General features: G+C 53.5%; 18 protein-coding genes. 9 read left to right on the top strand and 9 right to left on the bottom strand.

What is annotated here, in order from left to right:
• Positions 1 to 3: 3 nt before the first annotated feature.
• The gene (locus GOW92_RS04330) at positions 4 to 7,395 is read right to left on the bottom strand and encodes a GAF domain-containing protein (RefSeq protein ID WP_170558312.1); all 7,392 of its coding nucleotides are present in this window, start codon (positions 7,393 to 7,395) and stop codon (positions 4 to 6) included.
• 869 nt (positions 7,396 to 8,264) lie between these two features.
• On the opposite strand from GOW92_RS04330, the gene GOW92_RS04325 reads away from it, so the two are divergent.
• The 3 genes from GOW92_RS04325 (at position 8,265) to GOW92_RS24840 (ending at position 9,555) form a co-directional block, all read left to right on the top strand.
• Positions 8,265 to 8,471: a cold-shock protein gene (locus GOW92_RS04325; RefSeq protein WP_170558310.1), complete on the top strand. Its 207-nt coding sequence runs from the start codon at positions 8,265 to 8,267 to the stop codon at positions 8,469 to 8,471.
• Between the two features lie 114 nt (positions 8,472 to 8,585).
• Positions 8,586 to 9,155: a fatty acid desaturase gene (locus GOW92_RS24845; RefSeq protein ID WP_368040245.1), complete on the top strand. Its 570-nt coding sequence runs from the start codon at positions 8,586 to 8,588 to the stop codon at positions 9,153 to 9,155.
• Between the two features lie 19 nt (positions 9,156 to 9,174).
• A complete protein-coding gene (locus GOW92_RS24840; protein WP_254452889.1) occupies positions 9,175 to 9,555 on the top strand; it encodes a fatty acid desaturase in 381 nt (126 codons plus the stop codon).
• Here the strand turns inward: GOW92_RS24840 and GOW92_RS04315 are convergent.
• From GOW92_RS04315 to GOW92_RS04305, 3 genes are all read right to left on the bottom strand, one after another.
• Entirely contained in the window at positions 9,547 to 9,795 is a 249-nt protein-coding gene (locus tag GOW92_RS04315; protein WP_170357377.1) for a ParB N-terminal domain-containing protein, read from the bottom strand. The genes GOW92_RS24840 and GOW92_RS04315 overlap by 9 nt on opposite strands.
• A gap of 74 nt (positions 9,796 to 9,869) precedes the next feature.
• Positions 9,870 to 10,559: a hypothetical protein gene (locus GOW92_RS04310; RefSeq protein ID WP_170558308.1), complete on the bottom strand. Its 690-nt coding sequence runs from the start codon at positions 10,557 to 10,559 to the stop codon at positions 9,870 to 9,872.
• Positions 10,560 to 10,748: 189 nt separating this feature from the next.
• Positions 10,749 to 11,531: a hypothetical protein gene (locus GOW92_RS04305; RefSeq protein ID WP_170558306.1), complete on the bottom strand. Its 783-nt coding sequence runs from the start codon at positions 11,529 to 11,531 to the stop codon at positions 10,749 to 10,751.
• A gap of 555 nt (positions 11,532 to 12,086) precedes the next feature.
• On the opposite strand from GOW92_RS04305, the gene GOW92_RS04300 reads away from it, so the two are divergent.
• Positions 12,087 to 12,872 (top strand): hypothetical protein, encoded by a 786-nt coding sequence (locus GOW92_RS04300; protein WP_170558304.1) that lies wholly within the window; start codon positions 12,087 to 12,089, stop codon positions 12,870 to 12,872.
• A gap of 150 nt (positions 12,873 to 13,022) precedes the next feature.
• On the opposite strand, the gene GOW92_RS04295 is transcribed toward GOW92_RS04300, so the two are convergent.
• On the bottom strand, positions 13,023 to 14,789 hold the full coding sequence (locus tag GOW92_RS04295; RefSeq protein WP_174822408.1) for an adenylate/guanylate cyclase domain-containing protein: 1,767 nt from the start codon (positions 14,787 to 14,789) through the stop codon (positions 13,023 to 13,025).
• A gap of 328 nt (positions 14,790 to 15,117) precedes the next feature.
• Here GOW92_RS04295 and GOW92_RS04290 point away from each other — a divergent pair, with 328 nt between their 5' ends.
• Entirely contained in the window at positions 15,118 to 16,350 is a 1,233-nt protein-coding gene (locus tag GOW92_RS04290; RefSeq protein WP_170558302.1) for a flavin-containing monooxygenase, read from the top strand.
• Positions 16,351 to 16,405: 55 nt separating this feature from the next.
• On the opposite strand, the gene GOW92_RS04285 is transcribed toward GOW92_RS04290, so the two are convergent.
• On the bottom strand, positions 16,406 to 17,302 hold the full coding sequence (locus GOW92_RS04285) for a LysR family transcriptional regulator (protein WP_170558301.1): 897 nt from the start codon (positions 17,300 to 17,302) through the stop codon (positions 16,406 to 16,408).
• A gap of 155 nt (positions 17,303 to 17,457) precedes the next feature.
• On the opposite strand from GOW92_RS04285, the gene GOW92_RS04280 reads away from it, so the two are divergent.
• The 4 genes from GOW92_RS04280 to GOW92_RS04265 all read left to right on the top strand — a co-directional run bounded on the left by GOW92_RS04280 (position 17,458) and on the right by GOW92_RS04265 (position 19,747).
• A complete protein-coding gene (locus GOW92_RS04280) occupies positions 17,458 to 17,868 on the top strand; it encodes a GFA family protein (RefSeq protein WP_170558299.1) in 411 nt (136 codons plus the stop codon).
• Between the two features lie 32 nt (positions 17,869 to 17,900).
• Positions 17,901 to 18,095 (top strand): DUF1059 domain-containing protein, encoded by a 195-nt coding sequence (locus GOW92_RS04275; RefSeq protein WP_058272354.1) that lies wholly within the window; start codon positions 17,901 to 17,903, stop codon positions 18,093 to 18,095.
• A gap of 232 nt (positions 18,096 to 18,327) precedes the next feature.
• Complete coding sequence (locus GOW92_RS04270) at positions 18,328 to 18,948, top strand: DUF1326 domain-containing protein (protein WP_170558297.1); 621 nt, start codon at positions 18,328 to 18,330, stop codon at positions 18,946 to 18,948.
• A gap of 28 nt (positions 18,949 to 18,976) precedes the next feature.
• Positions 18,977 to 19,747 carry a DUF2182 domain-containing protein gene (locus GOW92_RS04265; RefSeq protein ID WP_170558295.1) on the top strand — a complete coding sequence of 257 codons (771 nt, stop codon included), beginning with the start codon at positions 18,977 to 18,979 and terminating at the stop codon, positions 19,745 to 19,747.
• Between the two features lie 181 nt (positions 19,748 to 19,928).
• Here GOW92_RS04265 and GOW92_RS04260 read toward each other — a convergent pair whose 3' ends face one another.
• From GOW92_RS04260 to GOW92_RS04250, 3 genes are all read right to left on the bottom strand, one after another.
• Entirely contained in the window at positions 19,929 to 21,638 is a 1,710-nt protein-coding gene (locus GOW92_RS04260) for an adenylate/guanylate cyclase domain-containing protein (protein WP_368040258.1), read from the bottom strand.
• Positions 21,639 to 21,842: 204 nt separating this feature from the next.
• Positions 21,843 to 22,463 carry a class I SAM-dependent methyltransferase gene (locus GOW92_RS04255; RefSeq protein ID WP_170558291.1) on the bottom strand — a complete coding sequence of 207 codons (621 nt, stop codon included), beginning with the start codon at positions 22,461 to 22,463 and terminating at the stop codon, positions 21,843 to 21,845.
• A 204-nt stretch (positions 22,464 to 22,667) separates the two neighbouring features.
• Positions 22,668 to 23,480 carry a hypothetical protein gene (locus GOW92_RS04250; protein WP_170558289.1) on the bottom strand — a complete coding sequence of 271 codons (813 nt, stop codon included), beginning with the start codon at positions 23,478 to 23,480 and terminating at the stop codon, positions 22,668 to 22,670.
• Positions 23,481 to 23,619 lie beyond the last annotated feature (139 nt).

The raw sequence follows: 23,619 nt of genomic DNA, 5'->3' as shown, positions 1-23,619 counted from the left end.
GGATTACTTGCTTTTCCTTGGAACATTCAAAAGGGCTTCGATAAGAATAGGCAGGCGGATCGGTTTGGCGATGTAGTCGTCCATTCCGGCATCTAAACACATCTCGCGGTCGCCTTGCATAGCGTTAGCGGTCATGGCGATTATACGCGGTCGGTCTTCCCCGGGGAAATCTTTGTTTATGCAGCGTGAGGCTTCGAGCCCATCCATTTCGGGCATCTGCACGTCCATCAATACGACATCGTATGCTTGCCGGTTCACGCTTTCGACCGCCTCAGCGCCGTTGCTGGCCAGATCAGCGCGATAGCCCATCTGTTCAAGCAGGCGAAGCGCAAGTTTCTGGTTCACCAAATTATCCTCAGCCAACAGAATACGCAGAGGGTGGCGTTTTGCCATCTCTGGATCGGTCTGGGGTTTGTCTACGGGCTTGGCCGGCTTCACTGGGGTATCTTCGGTTGAAAACAACGTGACCAGAGTGTCAAAGAGATGCGACTGACGCAGCGGCTTGGTGAGGTTGGCAGCAAAGAGGCCGTCTTCGAGGTCAATGTCGCGCGGACCAAGAGAACTAAAGAGGATCAGCGGCAAGTCCGGATGCTTGGCCCGAATTTTCCGGGCAAGTTCCTCACCATCCATTTCTGGCATGTGCATGTCGAGAATTGCCAGATCGAACTTTTGAGCCTTCTCAAGTGTGGCCAGCGCATCGGACGGGGTTTCGCAGGTAGTGGTTTTAGTGCCCCATTTCTCGGTCTGGAGCGACAAGATTTTACGGTTGGTGGCGTTGTCATCCACCATAAGGATGCGTTTGCCTTCAAGCTCGGACTGAACGCCCACCAGATCGCGCGACGATGATTTGACCGGTTTGGAGGGTTTGGCCCGGATCGTAAACATAAAGGTCGAACCATGCCCTTCACCGTCACTTCGTGCCCACATGGTGCCGCCCATGAGTTCCGCAAGACGCTTGGAAATTGCCAGGCCGAGTCCGGTGCCGCCATATTTGCGGGTTGTTGAGCTGTCTGCCTGACTGAAGGACTGGAACAGACGGCTCATCCCCTTTTCGCTCAGTCCAATACCAGTGTCACGGACTTTGAAAGTCAGCTCAAGCGATCCGCGTTTATTGGCGGTTTGTTCAACAGATAGAACTACTTCACCGCTTTCAGTGAACTTCACCGCGTTAGAAAGCAGATTCAGCAGGATCTGCCGCAACCGGGTCAAATCAGCGCTGATTGCAAGAGGCAGAGCGTCGTCAAATTCATAGGCCAGATCAAGCTGCTTCTCCGCAGCTCTGCCGCCTATCAGATCAAGCGCGCCTTCGATACAGTCACGCAGGTCAAAAGGATGGCTCTCGATGTCCATCTGCCCGGCTTCGATTTTTGAGAAATCGAGGATTTCGTTGATTATGCCCAGTAGTGCGTCGCCACTGTCGCGGATCGTGTTGGCGTAATCGCTTTGCTCGGCGTCCAACTCAGTATCCATCAAGAGCCCACTCATCCCAATGACGGCATTCATCGGTGTGCGGATTTCGTGGGACATGGTGGCGAGGAACGCACTTTTTGCTTCGTTAGCAGACTCGGCCACCTCACGGGCCTTTTCGGCCTCGCGGAATAGGCGCACGTTCTCGATGGCAATAACAGACTGATCTGCAAAAGACTCAGCCATCGCAATATCGTCGTCTGAGAACGGTATTTTTGATTTCCTGATGAAATAGAGCCCGCCTAAACACTTGTCTCCGCGCATCAACGGTACGCCAAGGAAAGCTTCAAATCCGCTTTCTTCATGTAGCTTCTTGGCCAACCGCGGTAAGCCCTGCGACGACAAATCGTGTACATGCATGGTTTTCCCCGACAGTAACACGGACGACAGAAAATTATCCTTCGGGTCCAACGGGTGTTGGGTTCTTCCGAAATCACGCAGAAGACCTTTTGGCGTGGCCAAAGCCACTTGCCACCAGAAACTGTGATCTGACAAAGCGGCGCCTGCCATGTCACAAGAAACAAGCTGTGTCGCGGAATTCACAATCGCCTCAAAAACAGGTGTCGTATCTGAGGGCGATTGGCTGATTACCCGCAGTACATCAGCACTGGCAGTCTGGCGCGCTAAGGAAGCCTGAGTTTCATTGAACAGACGCACGTTTTCCAGCGCGATGATTGCCTGATCGGCAAACGACTCGGCAATGGCCACGTCATCATCGTTGAAAACTGTGGATGTTTTTCGAATGAAAACCAGGGCGCCAAAACACTCCTTCCCGCGCATCAAAGGCACGATCAAGGATGACTTAAACCCTTTCTCGCGGATGATCTTTTGGTCGCGCGGAGGGAGCTCATCAAACCGCCGCTCTGGCATGTGCAGAGTCTTGCCGTTTTTTATTGCCTGGGACGGTAAGTTATCTTCAGGGTCGATTGGGAGCCGCTCTTCCCAAGTGACTTCTTGGGCTCCGTCCGGAGTTGCTACGGCAACCTGCCAGAGTTCAGACTCATTGGCTTGAATGGCAATCGACAAGTCACAGTCGATCAGTGCGGTGGCCAGTTCAACGATCTTCTCAAAAACCGGTTTGGTATTTGTCGGAGATTCCGAGATCACTCTGAGGACATCCGCACTTGCAGTTTGGCGCGAGAGTGCGACTTGCGTGTCGTTGAACAATCGAGAGTTTTGAATCGCTATGATCGCCTGCGATGCAAAGGTCTCCATCTGCTTGATTTGCTTGTCCTCAAAGGCGGCTTTATTTCGGCTGCCCATACTGATGACACCAATCGTGTCACCGTCGCGTATCAAAGGTACAGAGAGAACCGACCTGTATCCTTGCAAGTTGGACCTAAGGACCGGATCATAGTTAGGGTCCGCTTGAGTATCCTCAACGTAGTCGGCGCGCCCATATAAGAGCGCCCGGGCGGTCGCCGACGTTTCGCCCGGTTCAAATGGATGCGACTCGAGGAATTTGGCAAAACTCTCTGTGAGATTGTGCCCGGCAAAGAAATGAAATTTTCCATCCTCGGGTTTCTTAAGCGCCACGAAAGCATCCTGCAGGCGGCAGATGCGCGACGAAACCGCTACCAACGCTTCCAAAACCGGCTCTAAAGCGTCAGGGGAACGGGAAATCACCTCGAGCACTTCGGATGTCGCCTTCTGATACCCCAATGCCTCTTCAACTTCTGCAGTGCGGGCCTGCACTTCTTTGAACAGTCGCGTATTGTTGATGGCGATCACGGCCTGGGACGCGAAGGTTTCGAGTAGGCTGACTTGTTTGTCGCTAAACGCAGCTGCCTGCCGATGCGCCATAACAATAACGCCAACGGTTACGCCATTGCTGACCAAAGGGACACCAAGAGTGGTAAGATAGTCCCCGATCTCAGCCGCTTTTTTCCATGTGTAAGTCGGATCCCTGCGGGTGTCTTTTATATAGACCGTCTTGCCTTGCAGAGCCGTGCGCCCGATGCAAGACCCCTCTTCTGGCGCGATAGGGTTGTCGGACAGGAATTTGAGAAAAGCATCACTTACATTGTGGGACATGGCCACGCGGTATAGGCCATCGTCAGCATCCTTCATTGCAAAGAACGCGTATTCCGGTGAACAGATACGCGACGAGACCTCAAGAATGGCGTCCAAAACCGGAGGAAGATCGTTGGGTGAGCGCGAGATGACGTCGAGCACTTCAGACGTCGCCGTCTGATACTTCAGCGCCTCCTCGACTTCAGCAGTGCGTTCCTGAGTTTCCCGAAATAGCCGTGCGTTCTCGATGGCGATGCTGGCTTGATTCGCAAAACCCTGAACGAGTTCGACGCTGTTTTGTTGCGGCGGTCCTGCCTCGGCCCAACCGACAATTATGACGCCCCAAATCCGCGCCTCTGCCCGGATCGGTACGGCCATCAAGCGCCGATACCCAGCCTTTCGGGCAAGCTCTGGGCTGAAATACTCGGGCCCCCGTGCATCTGCTAGATGCTGGACTTCGCCGCTTTCCACGACCAATGGAGCCAGATGACCCTTGGAAGCTTTCAATGGATAGTCCGAAGTCAGTGCCTTCAAAGTAGCCTTCGGAAACCCGTATTGTGCGCAGAAATGATAGAGATTGCCGTCAAAGCGTTCGAGAACGCAGAACTGCGCCCCACAAAGCTCAGCGGATTTTTGCACGACAAGGTCGAACACAGGCTGGATTTCGGACGATGCTTCGTTGATGAGGTGCAAGATTTCAGCACTGGCACGTTCGCGCACCAATGCCTCTTCGACCTCGGCCGTGCGCGCCCGAACTTGTTCAAAAAGCCGTGTGTTATTGATAGCAATCAACGCTTGGGAGGCGAACGTTTCCAAGAGCGCGATCTGTTTTGAATTGAATGGTGCAACTTTGTCGTGGCAGAGCACGATCACACCGACCACAACCTTTTCCTTGACCAATGGGACACCCAGAAGCGAGCGATACTTGCCAATACGTGCGGCTTCCTTCCAGGCGTATTCGTTAGCTTCAGTGTCCTCGTAGTAGACTGTTTCTCCACGTGCAGCTGTTTGGCCAATACCGCTCCCATGACCTGCCGGCACTGGGTGTGCCTTCATGAACTTCATGAAATCACTGTCAAATTCGAGCATGATGTCAGTATGGTAAAGGTTGTCTTGGGGATTCAGAATCGAGATTGCCGCATATTTTGGCTCGCAAATCCGGCTGGCGACTCTAAGTATCTCCTTCAGTACCGGCTCCAGCTCATTCGGAGATCGCGAAATCACCGACAATACGTCTGAAGTGGCGGTCTGATACTCCAGCGCCTGCGTGACTTCTTCTGTCCGCTCCTCCAACTCGTGGAAAAGGTTTGCGTTGGTAATCGCGATAACCGCCTGATCCGCAAAAGTTTCCAGCAGTTTGATCTGTTTGGCGGAAAAACCCGAGACCACTGGCGCCCCAAGAGAGATAACGCCTACGACTTCCCCGTTTTTTACCAGCGGAAGTCCAAGCAATGATTTGTAATCACCCACGCCGCTTTCTTCCAACCAGGTATAGGTGTCATCTGCTTCGACATCTTCGACATAGCTTGTGCGTTTCGACAAGATTGCACGCCCGCTTACACCGTTCTCCGCTGGCGAAATCGGGTGAGCTTTGACGTACTCTGCAAAGGCCGTGTCTTGTGTGAGCGTCGAGTGCACATGAAAAAGCCCATCGTCCGGGTCGAGCATTGCGACATAGGCATCCTGCAATTCGCAGATGCGCGACGCTTCTTTAAGAATGGCGTCCAGAACGGGCGACAGTTGATTGGGAGACGCTGAGATCACACGCAGCACTTCGGATGTTGAAGTCTGATACTCCAAGGCTTGCGTGACTTCCGCGGTACGGTCCTGCACCTCTCGGAACTGGCGTACGTTATCCATTGCGATCACGGCTTGGGCCGCAAAGGTTTGGACCAGAGCGACATCATCATCCGAAAATGGCGAAACTTCACGGCGATAGAGAACGATCACCCCAAGACCCGTGTCGTCTTTCATCAACGGTACCGCAAGGACCGAGCGAGCCCCTTCCACTTCAACCATCTGAACCCGTTTTGGATCGCGATCCTGATAATAAAGCGGATCATCTGCAATATCGTCTTGCCGGATGACCTGGCCATCGATCATAGGGCGGATTGCAACGAGTTCCGTGCGCGTCAAGGGCTCCACGAACCCCTTCAGGGCCTCATCAAAATCCGTTCGCGCACCGATATTGGCCGGAATTGTTGCGAGGCCACGTTCGTGATCGGCGACACACAGAAAGGCCAGCGGCGCTTTGCACAAACGGCTGGCATTTTCGAGTATGCTATTGAAGACAGGGCTATCGTCATCGCGACTGCGGCTGATGACTTCGAGGATTTCGCGCGACGCTTCTTCCCGTTCAAGTCGTTCCTGAACTTCACGAAACTGGCGCGTGTTTTCGATGGCAATGACTGCATGCTTGGCGAATTCTTCAATCAACTGCACGTCAGGGTCAGCAAATGGCCGCACCTCACGGCGGCTGACCGCGATGGCACCGATGGCCTGATCTCCTTGCATCAGGGGGACTGTAACGCGTGACCGAATGCCTTCGATCTCAACCATCATGGCAGCTGTAGGATGGCCCGAGCGATAAAAATACGTGTCGGTCAAATCATCGATGCGACCAACCTTACCTGTTCGTATCGCAGTGGCTATTGGAATCGATTCATCCAACTGCCACTCGTCTCCAACATCAAATTCGGTTCTCTGATGCCCCCAATTCGCAGCCAACCTCCCGTGGGTCCCTGCAGCGTTGATCAAAATAAGTACCGCCTGATCTGCATCACATACCTTGGTGGCCTGCTGAAGCACTGAATCAAAGACGCGCGCATCGTCATCACGGCTTTGGCTAATGACCGTCAGAATTTCCTGCGTTGCCGTCTGACGCTCCAATTGCGTGTGCAGCTCATTCAATTGTCGCGTGTTGTCCAAGGCGATCACGGCCTGGGCGGCAAAGCCCTCAACCAGAGAAATCTCGTCGTCTGTAAAGGCCCGAACCTCACGTCGGTAAATCCCGATAACGCCCACGGGCGTGCCATCTGCCGACATTAATGGGACCGTCAGAAATGACCGGACACCTTCTTCGTCTACAAGTTGACGGCGCCATGGGTCGCCCTTGATATACTGGTCAGTCAGGCGCAAATCGACATTGTGAATAACGCGTGCCTCGCGAACGGACTCCGCAATCTGGAGATGTGAGACCAGTGACCAACGATCTACGCCAACCTCGTAGGTCGCCAACTGATCACCGAAATGGGCCGCATATTCGAGGTGGGTTCCTGCTTCATTCAAAAGGCTTAGTGTGGCGACATCCGTTTCGCAAAGCCGGGCTGTGTTTTCCAGGATCGTCTGGAACACCGGCGTCTCATCTTCCCGCGATCGGCTAATTGTCTCGAGAACTTCACGCGTGGCGCCTTCGCGTGCCAGACGGATCTGCAATTCGCGAAATTGGCGAGCATTCTCAATGGCGATTACCGCTTGGGCGGCAAAGGTTTCGACGAGCTTGACCTGATCGTCGGTATAGGGCCGCACCTCGTCTCGCGCCAACATCAAGCATCCGATTGCACCGCCATCCACCTTTAACGGAACAAACAGATTGCTGCGGCACCCATGCTTGTCGACAATCAGCTTGAACCGCTCATCACCGGATTTGTGGAAATCAGTGTCTCCCATATCCACAACGCGTCTGGTCTCGCCGCTGAGGATTGTTTCAGTCACCAGAGAATTGCCCGGCTCCATCGTGTATTTGCCGTCGCGCCAGAGCTGCTGAATGTCAGGGTGCAGGTTAACACTGGCCACGAGCCGCTGAAGAGCGTCGCCTTCCTGTCCAAGAACCAGACCAGCAAAAACAGCGTCGCAAAGGTCTTTGGCAAGCGTAACAATCAGATCGCAAACCGGCTGAACGTCGTCCTTGGTCACAGAGATCGCCTGCATCACCTGAGCGGTGGCTTCAAACCGCGCCTGTTGATCAGCTGCGCTTAACTCCGAAATTGGCGCAGATGATGGCGCGGGACTTATTGGGGTCCCTGAAGCCTTTTTGTCGCCCAATTGAGCCCAAACTCCCACGTCAATTCTGACTAACAACTGCCCGGAGTTTAGAGAACATGTAAGAGAAGTCACTGGAATTCTTCACGGAAGATGCCCTTTGCATTCATGCACGCGCGAGAACGGCCCACTTAGCTCGGATCATCCGGCTAGTCAGCGCGATGAATCAAAAGCGCCGTGCCAAGGCGCTGGATAGCCTTATAGGCCTAACTGTTCTGGCACTCCATATGCGCCTCGAAATCGTCAGGACGCTCGATCTCTGAGGCGCTCCACCCAGCGTCATTGTTTAAACCCAGACTTCTGTTGGCGAAAGGCAGCGTGTGCTGGGCACGCAAGTGGTCCTGAGGGCGCGAAGGTCTGCGATGCGCAGAAAGCGGACTTTGCAAAGTCTCGCCAAGGCACCAAAACGGACGCTTATCGCTGTCTCGTATGCAGCAGGATAATTTCCCAAAAATGATCGTTAGTCTTCTGTGCCGCTGACCCAAGCCACCTTCAAGTTTGGATCGAAGAGCAACGGTTTCACCTCTACTTGCCTAGTTCTAAGCCAGACAGGCTCAAATTCTCTGTTGTCCGCAAAAGCATCAAGGCTTGTATCGTGCGTAGTCGAAGTCCATATACACGAGGCTTACGTTTTTCTTTTTCGACCTGCTGTCTCCCCAATTCGGCGTTCAGTCTTTCGATTCAGACCGACCACGCCGAGTCGCCGCAATGATGCGGGCGGCACGTATTAGGAGACTTCCACCATGGCAAATGGCACAGTAAAATGGTTCAACTCAACCAAAGGTTTTGGCTTTATCGAGCCTGAAGATGGCAAGCGCGACGTGTTCGTGCATATCTCAGCAGTTGAGCGTTCCGGCATCAGCGAACTGAAGGATGGCCAAAAGGTTACTTTTGACGTCGAGGCTGGCCGTGACGGACGCGAAAGCGCCGCCAATCTGGCACTCGCCTGACCTTTTACGGGCACCCTTTCTGGGTGCCCGTTTGCACACTGGGCTACTATACGCCGTTGGAGAACAAGTAAGTTGCAACCAGAAGACTAGACGCGGGCGCTCGCGCAATACCGTGTGCCCGATGCAAAGCGCAGTGTTTATGAAATTGCGATCACCGTTGTCCCCTTATTCGCGCTATGGGCGCTAGCGTGGATAGCTTTATCTATTAGTGTCTGGATCGCAATATTACTGGCCATCCTAAATGCCGCATTTCTGGTGCGTACCTTCATCATTATGCATGATTGCGGTCATGGATCTTTCTTTAGAAGTCGCACTGTTTGCAATTGGACCGGCCGGGTTCTAGGTGTACTTGCCCTGACACCCTATGACGTTTGGCGGCAAAGCCATGCGATTCACCAAGCCTCAACCGGTAACCTTGATCGGCGTGGTATGGGTGACATCCCTACATTGACCACTGAAGAGTACCTGAAGCGGAGGTGGTTCGGGCGTGCCGCGTATCGTCTGACGCGGAACCCCGTCTTCCTGTTCGGTGTTGCGCCGATCTATACGTTCTTTATTCAAAACTGTTTACCTCTTGGTTTCATGCGTTCTGGCTGGCTGTACTGGGCAAGTGCGATGGGAACAAACGCTGCAATTGCAGGGATATTGGCCCTTTTTTTTCGGCCGGAGGCATTGAGGTTTTAGCGTATGTTTCCTACCAACCATGATTGTCGCATCATCGATTGGTATTTGGCTTTTCTATATTCGACACCAGTTTGAACACACGACCTGGGAACGGGAAGAGGGGTGGAACCTTCAGAACGCCGCATTCTGTGGAAGTTCTCATTATGCCCTACCAGGCATCCTTCGGTGGTTCTCTGCTAATATCGGCGTACACCATGTTCACCACCTGGCCAGCCGCATACCGTTTTATCGGCTAAACGAGGTTTTGCGTGACCATTCTGAGTTGGAAAATTGCCAGCGTACTACTCTATATGAGAGTTTTCATTGTGCACGCTTGCATCTTTGGGATGAAAAAAGTCAACGTCTGCTGACATTTTCCGAGGCTTTGTCGAACGCCAATTCCAATAGGCATTTAGTGTAGTCTGGCGCGTACCAGATAGGCTTCGACCGTATCACCGCCCAGGGCGCGAATGGCCTCTAGTCGGTGAAGGCCTTCAATCAGCACGAACCTTTTGTTGTCAGCGCGTATTTGGATCGGGGTCTTCTGGCCGTTCTTCAGGATATCTTCGGCCAGCGTCAAAACTTTCTGTTGATCAAGCGTTTTCGCTCGTTTCACAGGTACATAGATCAGGTCGAGCGGATATGGTCTTTTCTCCAACATAAGCTACGTGAGCAACCTTTCGTGCATTTGTTCCGGTTCAGAGCTCGCTTCGAAAGCGGGGGCTGGAACGTACGTCATAGAACCGAACGAACAGCGTCGCGCAGTTCCTGATGCATAATCCAAGTTGCTGGCTCATCGTCACTTTCGATGTGAGAAAATGCAATTACCTGCGCGGCGCCATCATTCTTTGCCGATCCGGCTTCGGGAAGTTCGAGCTCTAGATACTCCGCAATCAATAGTCCGACTTTCTTAAAGACCTTGATGGAGGCCTCGCGCGATTTGTAACCGGCCGCCTGAGACAAGTGACCAATGGTCAGACCGTCCTTGCCCGCGATTGTAAGTGCTTTGAGCAATGTGACCTGCGCAGGGGTGAACCTGATCTGGCGCAATGCCTCGGCATATTCTCTTTCACTGGGAACGAGGGTGCCGGAGTTTCCCTCCAAACGGCGTTGACAGCCGCGCATCCTGTCTCGTTCTTCGAGAATTCCTTTTAATGCTTCAATGGCCAATGCTGGTGTTTCTCCAACTGCATCGGCAATCATTGCCTGCGTTTTAGCCGGCGGCTTGGGAAATGCCCGTGCGACACTATTGCCGCTCAGAACGCCAGCCTTTATCAAGTACTTTCCAAATTCTTCCTCAATCACTCCTGATACGTCAGCGTTCCGCGACTTACGAACACTGCGGTCCTGAAATGCTCTTTGTTCCAGACCAAAAGTTGACATCTTTGAGTCCGGAAGGGTCACTTGAGGGGCATTTTTACGCATTAGAGAAACACCACCACAATTATGGCCGCGACAAACACCGCTAACGCGATAAACATCTTCACTCTATAGGACCAGAGATGCGCCCTTTCGGCTTTGAGCATTTTGCCCAGATTTTCGTCAATCGAGTTATAGTTCACGGCTTGGTCCTTCCGGATATTTCAGGCGGTATTGATTTCCACCAACCTATTGTCACGGCACATTTTCGGCGCACTTATCGTTCTGTCTTGTGAACGGCCGATTACATTCCCAACCATCACCTCTTCGATTCAAGTGAGCGTTTGAAGGCACAAGGATCGCAACGCAACTGTCCCGGTTTGCGCGAAAACCACGTTCGCATTTCCATCCGGAATAAGTTTCAGGCGCGAGATATGCATGCTGTGGAACAAACACAGGCTCACAGCCGCTATCCGCTGCCCGGTAACCTCTGATGCACACCCAACCATTCGCGCTGTTTTTGTCAGTCAGGCGGCCGTTGCTCGGGACATCTATTGCAACACAAGTCTGGCCCTCCTTCCGAAATCCCCAGTTACAGTGTGTTTCCTGCACGCCAAACCGGGTTTCGACGTATCCATTTTGAGGTGCAATCACTTCTTCACATTCTGCGCCGACACGCTGGAACAGCCGATTGCACTCCCACTGATCTCCGGTTGATGCCAGATAGGCATTTTCAGGAACTCTTATCTCCTCACAAAGTTCTCCGACATTCTGAAAACCGTGATTGCATTCCCAGCCGCTGCCGAAGGAGCTACCCGTCAAATATGCGTTTTCTGGTAAGTCTGTTCTTTGGCAGAATCCGTTCTTGTTTTCGGAACCTTGGTCACAAACCGATCCTTCGGCATTGCCTGCAACTTGGGCAGGAAGCTGCGTTCCTGAGAGCAACACAAAGAGTGTCGGGATCAAACAGAGAATGCAGCGCGTAAACACGATGATTGACTGATTAAAACGGAGCCTGAGACCTGATCTATCCGGCATCGCGTACGCGATTTATTAGCCATGTTCTGTTCATACGGTGCCTTCTTTGATAGGTCACGCGATGACTGGAGCATGTCAGGTGACCGTTGCGAATGCTTACGAGGAACGAGCTCATAGCGAAGACCCCAGCGAAACCCGTTCCTACGCTGGGGCGCATGCTACAATTAGTCTGAAGGCCATTGGATCATCGAAGCCGGCAGCATCGCGGCGACGAGTAATTTTTTAGCAATACACTCTTGTCGTTCCTAGTCTGTGAAGAGTCAAGGAAGCACGCTCGTCAAGAAGCGTGTGCTGCGGAATGATTAATTTTTGAGACCGGCGAGTTATTAGGTGGTTAAGAGAATAACTGAGAGGCAAAATTCACTTTGGGGCAATTTAGGTTGACATTTCAACTGTGAAATCGCCGGATTTCTTGGGCAACAATCTTGGAGGTGGTGAACGCTCGCCGCTCCAGCCTATTGCCGACACCGAATTAGGAGATTCGCAATTTCTATCGACAGTTTTGCGGACACTGAGATTGGAAGACACCTGACCGACGCTGCACGTCGTTGCCGCATGGTTTTCTTCACTGGATTACCAGCATCAGGAAAGTCATTCCTGTTGCGTCAGCAGATATCCATTTCGGTCTCCTTGGGACGTCGCGTGCAAATTATGCGTTGGGATACAGGTCTCGCGGCGTTTCAGACCGAAGATATACTCGCTAGGTATCCAGATGTTTCGGATGGAACTCATCCGTTGATCCGAAAGGCTGCCGGGCTGTGGGGTCGGAGAGCCCTGGCGCGATGGCTGGTGGAGGATACCGACCCCACAGACTTGATTGTCGGAGAAGTGCCTATAATCGGAAACAGGTTTTCCGAGTTCATCCAGGCGCAGCCGGATCAGGTTGAACCAGCCTTAGCATCCGAGGAAACCACATTCATCTATCCCGTTCCTACAAAGAGCTTGCGTGCCAATCTCGAAGCCTTCCGAAGGTCTACGTTTGCGAACCCAAAACATCCTGATGAGGCCAGAGATGCGCCTCCATCGACAATGGAACTGGCTTGGCGTTTGACATGTGCCAAGGCCGCAGAATTGGGTTTGATCTCTGAAGCGGACAGTCATTCTCCGTACGAGGAGATGATTTATGTGCGGTTTTTTGAGCACCTACTGCAACACCGAAACGCCATCAGAATTGGGGTCGATACGATTTATTCAGTTGCCGGGTCAGCCCATGATCTAGGGGCGAGTATTTTTGAACTCAATGCAAGCCCGGATGAAGTACGGTGTGTAATCGCAGAGGTGGAGGCTGCTTTTACAGTCGAGGAAGCTACCCGAGACGTTGAAAACTGGTATCGGGTATAGCCCTCGTGCAAAAGTTCGCTCTTTGGCGTCTTGGAAACTGCAAAGTCTAACTGTGCATGTCCGCGTTGGGTTCGCGCCGCCGAAAAAACAGAGCGTAGAGAAATGCGTAATTGAGGCCGCGCTGTTTGGACAAAGGAGTTAATGTCGGTGTCAGCCGGTCAATCCTGCCGCTCGTAGCCCATTGGCAAGACGTTCAAAATCATCCGGTCGCCGCCACATAGACCGAAACCCACGGGCAAGGCTTTCGACCGTCTCATCCTCAACCACAATACCTCGACTTGTGAATTCATCGTGACGATCGGTGACAAATTCTCGCAACGCGTCGGAGGCGTCTCGCGCTCGTTCGAGCTGCGTGTAAGACGCGGCTACAAATGCAGTGGCCAACGAGTTAAGCCGCGCTGCTCCCATTAGAAAACTAAGTGCTGCTTCATAGTTACCGTTGAAAAATTCGACCTGCCCCATAATCCAGTCGATGGCAGGCGGATGTAACGGGTCCAGCGCCATAGCTTCCGAGACTACATCGTGCGCCTTTTCGTGCTGGCCGAGCAGTAGGAGAGCATAGCCGCACCAAGCCATCGACTCCGCTTCGGTTTCTATCATGGAAAGTGTCTTGTTGAATTGCGCTTCGGCCTCACCCCACAGTCCGGCGCAGAGATAAGCAAACCCAAGCTGGTCCTGAATGTAGACGTCCCGGTTATCCAGTGCCACGCCCTTGCGGGCGATTTTCAACGTGTGCGTGGGTGCGTCAGCGTCTGCCAGCCCTAGCCACAAGTCTATGACATATGTGTCTGAAAGATACATGTAAGATCGCGCGATGGTCGGATCGAGTGCGACCGCTCGTTCCAACAAAGCTCTCGCCTTGGCCGTATCTCGTGCGTTCAGGCCGTCGCGCAATGCCTTGCCCTTAAGCATCAGTTCATAGGCCTTCATCTGATCCGCTGGTTTCTGTGTCGAACGGTCGACGACATCGTGCTGGACCCTGCCAGGCAACACTGCGACGATATTCCGGGCCACCTCGTCTTGTACTGCCAGAACGTCCTCCAGTTCATGGTCGTATCGATCCGACCAGAGTTGAGTCCCCGTTCGTGCGTCAGCGAGTTGTACCGATATTCTGACGCGACTACCGGCCTTCCGCACGCTGCCTTCAACCAGGTAATCTGCGCTGAGCGCCTCCGCGATTTTGGCCGGATCTGTGTCTTGTGTTCGGAACCTGAATGACGCGTTTCTGGAAACAACCTTAAGCGTCCGAAAACGCGATAAACCCACAATAATGTCTTCCGCAATCCCATCGCTAAAGAATGCCTGCTCGGGATCATCGCTCATGTTGTGTAGAGGCAGGACCGCAATAGTGGCTTTTCCTGAGGCTTCAGGCCGAGGCGGTTCAGCGCATACTGCGCTTAACCCGCCAATGTGCCAAGCATGTACCGGATCGGCAACGTTCTTTACCGTGTGCTGACCAGCATCCTCCCAGGCGACCGGTATACGATTTCCGACCACACGATATACAGCGTCCGACACCAACACACCGCCGGGCGGGGCAAGCTGCTCCAACCTTGACGCAAGGTTCACACCGGACCCAAAAACATCTCCGTCGCGCATTATTATGTCCCCAAGAGTAACGCCAATGCGAAATTGGAGAGAGTCCTTACCTGCCGCTGATGCGTTTTGCCATTCGACCGCGCAGGAAACGGCATCGACTGCGCTGTCGAAGCTGGCGAGCAGACCGTCACCCATCTTTTTTACGATGCGACCGTGATGCCGACCGACAAGCGGAGCAGCAATATCGTCAATGTGCGCTGAAAGAATTTCGAGCGTGCCTTTCTCGTCCCGCTCCATCCGGGCGGTAAAGCCGACAAGGTCGGAAATCAGGATGGCCGCCAGCTTTCGCTCCACGTATTGTCCTCCTTTCTGTTTCATACTGGTCGCTATGTGTTTAGACCATGCGAAAGTGCACAGGGGCGAATTCTGACCTTGGTTTAAACGGGGTTCAACGTCGGGAAACACTCAGATAAGTCTGCGCGAAAAGCTTAAGGACAAACAGCCGATTTGTCCTCGCCTTGAGTTGCGCCATGTCCGCTTTGGGCTGACAGCGGTCATTCCCAAGCATATTCCAAATGGCGGCTTTGTCCGCTGAGCAGTCGTTCAGATCTACTGCAGCGAAGGTCCGCATCGAGCCCTGAGCGGACATTGATACGTTGAAGCAACTAGCTGTCGCCGATAGAGTTTCATAGAGAGGTTTGCTGTTATGTACACCCTGATTGACACTGTGGTTGTGGGCGGAGGTCAAGCTGGTCTTTCCGTTAGCTGGCACTTAAAGCAGGCTGGTCTTGATCACGTTGTTTTGGACCGCGGGCAGATTGGCGATACATGGCGTAACCGCTGGGATTCGTTCTGCCTAGTCTCTCCTAACAAACTCTGCCGACTTCCAGGTTTCCATTACAATGGAGATGATCCCGATGGTTTCATGCTCCGCGATGAGATTGTTAAGTACATCGAAGACTATGCGAGAAGTTTTGCTCCGCCCTATCGAGCGGGCGTCGAGGTGGCTAGAATCGAGGCAAGTGCAGGACCGGGTCGTTTCAAACTAACCACATCAGATGGCGAAATCAGAGCGCAGAACTTGATCGTCACCGTCGGCACGCATCAACACCCGAATATACCAAGTTGGCATTACGATCTGCCTGAAAGGGTTACTGGCATACATACGTGTGACTATCGCAACTCAGCGAGCCTACCGGATGGTGCGGTATTTATTATTGGAAGTGGTCAGTCAGGGTGTCAGGTCGCTGAGGACCTGCACTTATCCGGGCGCGACGTACATCTCGCAGTGGGCAGTGCTGGCCGCATCCCACGTCGCTATAGGGGTCGCGACATTTTTGAATGGGACTTGGCGACTGGGTACATGAACATGGCGGTAAAGGACCATCCCAAAGGGACAGCTATCCGGTTCAAGGCCCATCCACATCTCTCTGGGCGAGAGGGTGGTCGTATTATTGATCTGCGCCAGATGGCGCTCGACGGGGTCAAGCTACACAGCAAGGTTGAGGGTGTTCAAGACGGGTGTCTGATTTTGGCGGGCGGACTTGAAGAGACGCTCAAGGCAGTGGACGATGTGTGTCGCGCGGAAATGGAGAGCATCGACACGTTTGTTGCAGAGAACAGACTCGATGATCCCAAGGAAATTGTTGTCCCGATCAACTGGCAGCCTAAACCTGAACTACCGTTCTTCGACTTGGCTGCAGCAAATGTTTCAACCGTCATATACGCAACTGGGTTTCACCGCGATTTTGGATGGATCGACTTGCCGGTCTTCGATGAGACTGGCTATCCGCAATATGAGCGAGGTATTACGGATATAGCAGGCCTGTACTTCTGCGGATTGCATTGGATGCACACACAAGGGTCAGGCCTGTTTTATGGCGTGGGCGAGGACGCGGAGTATGTAGTTGATCACCTGATTTCCACTTCGAACAAATGAGGTGCGCGACAGCCTCGAGCCTAGCTTGGTTCGAAAGTTTCCAACTGCAACTGGATCAGTTTTCGGACGTGTTTGCCGAGACGACTTGCGACTGAGATATAAGCCAGTTGACGAACACATTAGCCTCGGGACGCTGAAATTCTGCTTGAGTCTGGATGTAGTAGACGCCGAAGAGTGGCTCAGAGAACAATTCAATCATCCGACCAGATGAAAGATCTTCCTCAAAAAAAGCTCTGGCAGAATACGTGATACCGTCACCCCGGCGAACCGCAGTCATGATCAGGTTCCCCGGCATGTGATTTATGGTCAATGGCTCGGCAGGAACAACCCCGTGATAGGTGAACCAGTCAGCCGCCTCGTTGGTGCCCAGTTCCTGTAACCAGGGCAGCTTCGTTAAAGAGGCCGGGTCACGCAGGTCTTGGTCTCTCACCAATGAAGGTGCTCCGATCACTACCATGTCGGTGACAAGGACAGTGTCCTCCTCTTTTCTTGGCATGCGTCTGTCGTGATACCGAATGGCGACATCTATACCGCCGGGGCGTATCTGAACCAGTTCCGAAGTTGGGTTCAGCATCAAAGTGATCTCTGAGTGTTCACGTTGAAAGTCTGCCATTCTCGGCAATAGCCACTCCACCGCGAATGCTGGTGACATGGTCACTTGAACGGGACGCTTTGCTGTGTGTTCTGCCAGTCGTTCGACACCCCTTCCAATGATTTCAAAGCCGATACCCAGTTCACGTGCAAGCATGATGCCTGGCTCGGTCAGCTCAATGCTGCGCCCCCGTTTAGCAACGAGAGCTACACCCAAATGCTTCTCCAACGATTTCACCTGCTGGCTGACAGCCGCTTGGGTCACGTTCAAGCGTTCAGCCGCCACGGCGTAACTCCCTGCTTCCGCAACCGCTGAGAAAGCGCGCAAAGCGTTCATCGGGGGAAGGTGCAGCCAATCCATACTATAGTTTTTCTTATGTATCCTCAGACTATTTGTTTCGCATGATATCGGTTTTCTTGACAATATTCACAGTGAAATCTGTATTTTTGTTGGGGAAAAGGCGAACGCTTCAACGCTGATGTTTGCAGAGCCGCACGTCAGGAGAGTTTGATACGATGGAAAAACTTCAAGGTGGATGTTACTGTGGTGCCGTTCGGTATCAGATAGCGACCCCGCCAGTTTGGTCGGGTCATTGCCATTGCCGTTCGTGCCAAATGGCCCTTGGCGGTGCCTTTGTAACTTGGGCTAAAGTGGCCGCCGAAGACTTTGAAGTGATCAAAGGCGAAATCCAACACATTGAGAAAACTCCGGGTATTCGCCGAGGGTTTTGTCGGGAATGTGGAACGACGTTGACCTATGCTGCCCTAAATGAAGTTGAGGGCCAAGACTGGAGCGCTGACGCTTGGTTTTCTGCTGTGACGTTGGATGACCCATCGATTGCGCAACCCAAGGCCCACGTCTTCGTATCACGTCAGCAGCCATGGATAAAACTCGACGACGGTCTCCCGACGTTTCCTGAGTTTTGATCAACTTTCCCGTCCAGAAAGAGGAGAAAATGATGAACACCGCATTTTCATATGCCTGCAAGGATTGCGAGGGCATGGAGGCCTGCCCAGGCAAAGTGATCGCAGCGACCAAAGATGAAGTATGGAAACTCATGGAACTCCACGCGGTGGTCGCTCATGGAGAGGACCCCAGCTCTTGGGATGCCGACACTCGGGCATATCTGGGAACATTGATAAAACCAGCATGATCAAGTCAGTTAAACTTCGAACCCAATGATATTTCGGTTTGGATCGCTTGGTGACGAATGGCGGCTTTGTTGCGAAGGACCGGCTTGGGCTGCCAACCAGCTAATCATGTAAGCTGTAGGGATAGGCCGCTCTGTGCCCTGAGGAGACATAGTTAACCTTCTGGTTGATTGGTGAAAAGCAGCCTTTCTGCTAAAATACAGCCGTGGAAAACGTGGGATGGGAGGAGAAATCATGTCTTGGAATGTTTCAGGTGAACTCGTCGAAACCTGCAATTGCAACATGCTTTGCCCATGCTGGTTCGGACAAGCTGACCTTATGCTCTTGGACCAAGGGTATTGCGCGACTTCCCTGTTAATACGCATTCGCGAGGGCTCTCATGAAGGCGTGGACCTTTCTGGCCAAAACGCGATTGTCTCATTGCATTTCCCCGGGCCGACACTGTTCGACGCCAACGGCACCGGGCGAGTGTACATTGACGAAAACGCCAGCGATGCGCAGGCGGCGGCATTGGAGACTATCTTGCAGGGTGCGTCCGGCGGCGGCATGGAGGTGCCGGCAAGCCTGTTGTCGACCTGGCTTCCGACCAAACGCGCCGGGATCAGCGTGACCGAGGCCGATGGCGAAATAACTGCAATCGTGGCAGGTGTGGGCGAGATGAAATCCCGTCGTCTGGTCAATGACCTCGGCAACAAGATGAAACTGCAGAACGCCGCGTTCAGCCTGGCCTTCGGGCATGAAGGGCATGAAGGTGATCTGGCCCCCAGTGAAGGAACCACCTGGAACGACGCGGATATGCCCGTGACCTGGACGGGCCGGTCGGGTGTGGTCGGACAAGTCGCTTGGGCCGGCTGAGGCCGGGCCGGATCGTTAGGCCGTCATAGTGAATGCTGTAGGAGTTGCACGACGAGATCGGGCGCTGGTGCTGGCAGCGCTAGCCGCGCTCACGGCGCTGGCGTGGGCCTATACAATTTACCTCGGGCTTGGTTCGTCCTCGATGACGATGGTTGGCGACATGGCCATGCCGATGATGATGCAGTGGTCCGTCGCGGATTTTGTCTTCATGCTTGTAATGTGGGCGGTAATGATGTTCGCGATGATGCTGCCTTCAATTACACCCGCCGTAATGATCTACGAGCGGGTCCGCGCGAAGCGGGAGGAGGCAGGGCGACCCTTCGTGCCAACGGGCAGCTTCGTGGCGGGGTATCTGTTGGTTTGGCTGGTATTCTCGCTGGCGGCGACGGTATTGAATTGGTGGCTGCACACGGGTGGCGCGCTTTCATCCATGATGGGGAGGGTTGCGCCGACTGTGGGCGGCGTGATGTTGATACTTGCCGGGTTGTTTCAATGGACGCCACTCAAGAACGCTTGCCTAGAGCATTGCCGCTCGCCCATGAGTTTTCTGATGGCTCATTGGCACGAGGGAACCCTGGGTGCCGCGAAGATGGGGCTTCACCACGGGGCCTACTGTCTTGGCTGCTGCTGGCTGCTGATGGTGCTGTTGTTTGTGTTGGGCGTCATGAACCTGCCGTGGGTTGCCGTACTTACAATCGTAGTGTTGGCGGAAAAGACGTTGCCATTCGGGCGGTTTCTGAGCCGAGGATTGGGCTTCGTTTTGATTGCCTGGGGTGGGTGGCTGATCACGATTGCCTGAGGAAACATTGGTGTATTCACAGGCTGGATAAAGGCCACCGCAGAGCGATCTTCAACACGTCACCGGACAAGCAATTTCTGCGGGAGTTTAAGTCCCGCTCCGAATCCTTTGCAGTCATTCGGCTTGACCTGACGCAAGCATTCAAGACAAGCGGCAAAGCAAGGGCCGATCACAAGAAAAATCAGGCGGGGATACCTGCCGTTGCAAGCCCTGCAAGGTAAAGTTCCATTTGATCGTCCCGCTTCAGATAAAACAGCTTCTTTTTTGCGAATGACCGCGAGAATTTCGGCTCTTCCACCATTAGGTTATGCACCATCTTGGCCAGATCTTTGTCCCGCCCGAGATTGGCAAGCGCCACGACTGCGTGCGCGGTGGCCCAGTATTGGCAATTTGGCACATCGCGAGCCCGCTCTGCCCAGTCCAGAGCTTTCTCGAACTGGTGATCGAAAAGCAGAGTCAGCGCGCCATAGCTCAGAAAGGCCCAAAGCTGTGGATGGTTAGGGCTCATCTCCACGGCTTTCTCGAAATTGGCAATCGCCTCTTCGTATCGTCCCTCATAGGAAAGTGAGTCTCCCAATCCGCAATATGCTGGGGCCAGCGTCGGGTTCAATTTGATTGCAGTTTCATTCTCAGCCAGCGCGCTGCGGTATTCCCGGCGGGCCAGTTGGACTCTGCCCATCAGCATGTAGAGCAGCGCATTCTGGTTATCCATTGAAACGGCGGTGCGTGCGGCAGCCAGCGCTTCGTCCATAAGGGCAGAATCCGGTTCCGTGTCCCAATACACCATCCCGAGAATCGTGGCATAGGCCCACCAGGCATGTGCCTCGGGAAAACTGGGGTCCAGTTCGCGGCTTTGGAGAAACAATCTCTGAGCTTCACGGTTGCTTACGGCAGTAAACTTGTAAAAGTGCGCAAGCCCAAGATGATAGCAGTCCCAGGCATGGGGGTTTCGGCGCGGCGTATCTTCTAACTTGCGCCGGATCGCATTTCCGACCTCGGGCTCCAGTCTGCCAACAATTGTTTCCGTGATCTCGTCCTGAACATCGAAGATGTCTTCCAACTGACGGTCATATTTTTCCGCCCACACGTGGTTGCCAGTCGATGCGTCAATCAGCTGAACCGTGACTCGAATGCGCGCGCCCGCTTTCCTGACCGAGCCTTCGACAACGTAGTCGGCGTCCAAGTCATCGGCGAGCTGCCGAACATTCGGGGATTTTCCCTTGTAGGCAAAGGTCGTGTTGCGCGCGACGACCTCGAGCCAGTGGTGTTTCGACAGAGCCGTAATTATGTCTTCGGACAACCCGTCCGAAAAATATTCCTGTTCAGGGTCGCCTGAAATGTTGTCAAATGGTAATACGGCGATCGCAGTTCCGTCAGGGGACCCGGGCGGTTCAGAATCATAAAGCGGATCTACAGACTCGGCGTCCCCCCACCACCAGACTGGCACCGGTCGATCAATGTTCTTAAGCTCACGGTTTTCTCCGCCTTGGAACGCGCAAGCCGTTTTGCTGTCCAGGCATTCATAGGCGGAGCCGGAGATGAGAACCTGCCCGGCTTCGGCAAGCGCTTCCAAACGAGCGGCGACGTTAACGCCGTTACCAAATACATCATCCTCCTCGAAAACGACTTCACCTGTGTGTATCCCAATTCTCAACTTCAGTGTATTCTCGCTGGCCAAAGAGTTCTGAATGGCGACAGCACAGGTCACAGCGTCAGAGACTGATGGAAACTCGACTATCCAACCATCCCCCATGCATTTCACTAAATTGCCGCGATGCGCGACTACAGAAGGGTCAAAAAGCCCAGATCGAAGCTCTCGCAACGCGCTGAGCGTTCCGCTTTGATCCGAGTTCATAAGGCGGGAATACCCAACCAGATCGGCTGCTAGTATGGCGGTCAGCCTGCGTTTCAGAGGTCATCCTCCTCCGAGCAAAGTGCAATTATCAAAGATTATCATGCGCAGGCTTGGAAAGAAACCGAAGGGCGACTTCGTCCGCAAGACGGCCGCCGGATGAGTAAAGTTGCAGCGAAGGCATGAGCAAGGCCATTGGATGTCACAGTCGTGCCGAAGCGCATTAGCAGCGCAACAGCAGCGCTACTGGCCCACGCGTAACAAGCTGAATTGGAAGGACTGAGAGCTTCCCCAAGGAGTATGGTGTGTGTGCTTCCGATGCGTGACCAGGGAAATACGATCGCCTAATACCTCACATAGCCCCTCTGGATCATAGCGAACGATTGGCAAACCGCTGCACTTCTTCGGACCGTCGAGCGCAAACGTTGCGATAATCGCATGGCTACCTGGGAGAAGGCAGCGGTACAACTGGTCCCGGTAGGCGGAACGGTCGTCCGCATCGACAAGGAAATGAAATACGGCGCGATCGTGCCATAGATCATAGCTTCTCTCCGGGCTCCAGGTTGTGACATCGGCTGCGATCCATTCAATCTGCTCGCCTACGGCGCCAAGTTGTCCACGAGATCGATCAAGCGCAGCTTTGGATACATCGAGCACAGAAACGTCGCTCAGTCCTCTTTCGATCAGGCGTTCTGCGAAGTGTGAAGTGCCTCCGCCTATGTCTATCACAGAGGAGGCATTATCGACGCCGACCACGTCGCAGAGCTCCAACGAGATCGAGGGATCATCCTGATGCCAACTCAGCTGGGTATCGTCTTTCTCGCGGTAGACCTCCTCCCAGTGGCTCACTCTCTCGTCTGCCATGGTGTCTCCACTTGATCCCGTCAGGTGGTGATCATGTAACTTTAGGTCAATGACTGCAATGTCCGCAAAATGGACATTCAAGCAAATTGCAACGAACGGCTGCTACGCGGACAAAGCTGCCGTTTGAATTAGTTCTGGGAATGTCGGCTTGTGTCGCACAGTTTGGAGCAGTCGCATACTCCAAAGACGCAATTAGGACACGACTTATTTGGTCAACCGCCCAGCTGCGAACACGTCCGGGTCTATCGCCATGAGATGCACGTCACTAGTTGGTGCCATCTCCAATTTTCTGCACAAACCTTCAGAAGGCGCGTTACCTTCACGGATCCCCGTGAAAAAAGTCCCAAGACCATGGAGATCACGCATAGCAAGCATTGAATTTGCGCCCATGATCAGGGCAATTCCCTCGCCCCGCCGCGACTCATCTGTCGCTAGCATACCCCACCAAGCCTGGTCGGCATTCCGGTGATCAGGATGAAACTGCGCAACGGCTGCTGTTGCCGCGACGACTTTCCCGTTGCGGTCACGTGCGAACAAACACACGCTCGGGCGTCTCAGCCCGCGGATGAACGCGCCCATCGGAAGCAGGACTCCGCATGCCTGTGTGAGCGTATCCAATTTGGCCAAGTCATCACCTGGTGTTTGCGCATCTACACGCACGAGTTCGAGATCATCGGGTAACTTGCGCGACGCCAAAACCATGGCCGCGGCTTCAAGCGATGCTGCGCTCCCTTGCCAGTCAACGAACTGATCCGTTTTCAGACCGTGCTGTTCAAGCCCTTCACGCCTACGATCGGCAGCTTCGACAGGAGTTCCTTCGGCCATGCAAACGCCCTGTAGTCGCGTCATCGCAATTTGCTTCACCAAATCGATGTCGTTCTCCGCGCTAAGGCCCACCGCGCGGCCATGGCAGGAATAAGTCGGGTCATTCTTGACCAATGTCCAAATACGGTCCGCCCTGCGTTGCAGGTCCTGCTGTTCTGGCTGGCCAAAAAATTCATTCGAAAAATCTGTCATAACTTATTCGTAGCATCAGCAAGCTTGATGGGAAGAAAAATCTAGCAACGCGCTTTGGCGACCAAATAACAGCGGACAATCGTGTGCAGTGCAGCATTCAGCAGTTTGGGCTCGAAGAGGATGTTCGCCGCACTTTTCA

Origin of the sequence: Ruegeria atlantica, from assembly GCF_013032505.1 — a bacterium.
In the GTDB taxonomy this organism is placed as follows: Bacteria; Pseudomonadota; Alphaproteobacteria; order Rhodobacterales; family Rhodobacteraceae; genus Ruegeria; species Ruegeria atlantica_F.
Note: the sequence above shows the minus strand (reverse complement) of the source record. Positions and strands in the feature narration are given on the sequence as shown.